3 protein-coding genes are annotated in these 3,201 nt (G+C 73.5%); 2 read left to right on the top strand and 1 reads right to left on the bottom strand.

From position 1 onward, the window contains the following. Positions 1 to 1,780 (top strand): ComEC/Rec2 family competence protein (locus ACIWQI_RS06535; RefSeq protein WP_396656336.1); only part of this gene is annotated, 1,780 nt, incomplete at its 5' end. Between the two features lie 169 nt (positions 1,781 to 1,949). Here ACIWQI_RS06535 and ACIWQI_RS06540 read toward each other — a convergent pair. Then, the gene (locus ACIWQI_RS06540) at positions 1,950 to 2,129 is read right to left on the bottom strand and encodes a hypothetical protein (RefSeq protein WP_396656337.1); all 180 of its coding nucleotides are present in this window, start codon (positions 2,127 to 2,129) and stop codon (positions 1,950 to 1,952) included. Between the two features lie 95 nt (positions 2,130 to 2,224). Here ACIWQI_RS06540 and holA point away from each other — a divergent pair. Beyond that, the coding region (gene holA, locus ACIWQI_RS06545; protein WP_396656338.1) for a DNA polymerase III subunit delta at positions 2,225 to 3,201 on the top strand (977 nt) is incomplete at its 3' end.

Raw genomic sequence — 3,201 nt, forward strand, 5'->3', positions numbered from 1 at the left:
GTCGCTGAGCCATCTGACAGCGGTCTCGGGCGCGAACTGCGCGATCATCGTGGGCCTGATGTTCGGCGCCGCGGCCATGTGCGGTGCGCGCCGGTGGGTGCGGGTGGTCGCGGCTCTCACGGCACTGGCGGGCTTCGTCGTGCTCGTCACGCCCGAGCCGAGCGTCGTGCGCGCCGCGGCGATGGCGACCGTCGCGATGCTCGGCATCCTGCTCGGCCGCCCCGCCGCCGGCGCGAGCGCGCTGTGCCTCGCCGTGATCGTGCTGCTCGCGGGCGACCCGTGGCTTGCGCTGTCGCTCGGCTTCGCGCTGTCGGCCGTCGCCACCGCCGCGCTGCTCGTGCTCGCGCCGCCTTTGGCGCGCGGTCTCACGCGGTGGCTGCCGCGCCCGTTGGCGCTCGTGATCGCGGTCCCGCTCGCTGCGCAGCTGGCATGCGGGCCGCTGCTGGTGCTCGTGAATCCCGTCGTCCCGCTCTACGGCGTCATCGCGAACCTGGTCGCGGGGCCGGCGGCCCCCGTGGCCACCGTGATCGGACTGGCCGCCTGCCTCCTGACCCCGATCCTGCCCGGCTTGGCTGGGCCCGTGGCTGCGGTCGCGTGGGCCCCCTCCGCGTGGGTCGCCGCCACCGCTAGAGCAGCGGCCGGGCTTCCTGCCGCGTCGATCCCCTGGCTCGAGGGCTGGGGCGGAGCGGCGGCGCTGACGGGACTGGGAGTGTGCGTGGCGGTCGTGGTCGCGTGGCGCCGCGCAGGAGCAGGCTCGCTCGCCGTGCGCGTCGCCGCGACGGTGGTGCTCTCGGGGGTCGTGGGCGCCGCCGTGGGAGGTGCGGCGCTGGCCGGGCCCGCAGGAGTGCTCACCACCCCGGGCGACTGGTCGATCGCCGCATGCGATGCGGGCCAGGGCGATGCGGTCCTGGTGCGCTCCGGATCCGGCGTGGCGCTCATCGACACCGGACCGGAGGCCGCGCCCCTGCGCGCGTGCCTCGCCCGTCTCGGGATCGGTCGCATCGATCTGCTCGTGCTCACGCACTTCGATCTCGACCACGTCGGAGGCGCCGAGCCGCTCGTCGGAATGGCGGGCACGGTGCTGCACGGCCCGGTGGCCGGCGCCGGTGATCAGAGCCTGCTGGACCGGTTCGCGGAGGGAGGCGCCCGGCTCGTCGCGGCGACGAGCGGGATGACCGGCACGCTGGGAGGTGCCCGCTGGCGCGTGCTGTGGCCGCGCGCGGGCACGGCGGCCTTCCCCTCGGGCAACGACGCGAGCGTCGTGATCGACATCCGCGGCGGCGGCGTGCCGGCATCCCTCTTCCTCGGCGACCTGTCCGCCTCACCGCAGGCGATCATCGCCGGCGACCCGCTGCTGCGGCCGCCGTACGAGGTCGTCAAGGTCGCGCACCACGGCAGTGCCGATCAGGACGCCGGGCTGTATCGCCGGATCGGAGCGACCGTCGCCCTCATCACCGTCGGCGCGGGCAACGACTACGGGCATCCGCGGGCTGAGACGCTGCAGCTGCTCCGTTCCGGGGGAGCGGCCTTCGGTCGCACGGATCGTGACGGGCTGATCCTCGTCGCGTCCGGCAGCGCGGGAGTCACCGTCTGGCGTGAGCGTGGGCCGCCGCCGGAGCCGGGAGCCGTGTCCGGTCAGGTGCCGATCACGAGGATGTGCAGATCGGCTTCGATCGACGTGCTCGGCGTCAAGTCGGTGAACCCGGTCGGGCCGGCAAGGCGGATCTCGACGTCGACCGCGCCATCGGTCGCCGACTGCAGGGGGTCGAAGATCGCCTGAAGCGACACTTCAAGCCGGCGGACCTCGATGTCCTCGTCGTCCTGTCGTCGGACATAGAGCGACTGCAGCACCGCATGGGCGCTTCCGGCAGGCTGCGGAAGCGAGAAGAACGCGCGATTCGTCTCGGCCAGCACAAACCCGCGTTCGCCGATGCGCAGGGGATGCACGATCATCTGTTCACCGCCGGGCCGACCTTGAGCGGGCCGACTCCGGCGACCAGGGCTCGCTTTCCGAGATCGACGATGAGGAGGAAGCCGACCCACTCGGAGAAGGGGTCATCGCCGTTCCTGTCACGCAGCAGGAGGGTCGCCGCGACCACGACTCCGCGCCCGAACTCGGTGTCCTGCACCCCAGGCGATCGTTTTCGGTCACAGTCTGACGTGGGCATCTGCGCGCCACAAGGGCGCGGACGGCGGAGTCGGCGCCGTCCCGTAGGCTCGGAGCATGGCCGCCCCCACTCGCCGACCCGCGCGTACGACGGCCAAGAGCGCCATCCCGCAGCTGTCCTGGCGTGAGCCGCACCCGGCGCCGATCGTGCTCGTGTCAGGGCCCGAGGAGGTGTGCGCCGAACGCGCGATCGCCGCGGTCCGCGACTACCTGCGCGCCGAGGATGCGGCGGTCGAGATCTCGGACCTGCGGGCAGACGACTACGAGGCCGGCACGCTGCTCGCGGTCACGTCGCCGTCGCTGTTCGGCGAGCCGCGGCTGGTGCGCGTGCAAGGCGTCGAGAAGTGCACCGACGCCTTCCTGGCCGAGGCGCTCGCGTATCTGGAGCATCCGCAGGAAGGGGCGACGCTCGTGCTGCGGCACACGGGCGCGTCCGTGCGCGGCAAGAAGCTGCTCGACGCGATCCGCTCCGGGGCCGGCGACGGCGTCGAAGTCGCGTGCACCGCCATCAAGCGCGACGCGGATCGCGTCGACTTCGCAGCGGGGGAGTTCCGCGCGGCGGGGCGGCGCATCGCCCCGTCAGCCCTGCGCGCGCTGGTATCGGCGTTCGCCGACGACCTCACCGAACTCGCCGCCGCCTGCCAGCAGCTGATCGCGGATGTGAGCGGCGACATCACCGACGAGGTCGTGAACCGGTACTACGGTGGTCGGGTCGAGGCCTCGGCCTTCACCGTCGCCGACACCGCCATCGCCGGCCGCTACGGCGATGCGCTGCTCGCGCTCCGGCACGCCCTGGCCTCCGGAGCCGACCCGGTGCCGCTGGTGGCGGCGGTGGCATCCAAGCTGCGCACCATGGCGCGGGTGGCGGGCACCCGCGAGCCGTCGCGCGCGCTGGCGGCGCGACTGGGCATGAAGGACTGGCAGATCGATCGCGCCCGCCGCGACCTGAGCGGCTGGAGCGAGGCGACCCTCGCGATGGCCATCCAGGCGGCCGCGCGCGCCGACGCGGAGGTCAAGGGCGCGTCCCGCGATCC

Source organism: Microbacterium sp. (assembly GCF_044508325.1).
Taxonomy (GTDB): domain Bacteria; phylum Actinomycetota; class Actinomycetes; order Actinomycetales; family Microbacteriaceae; genus Microbacterium.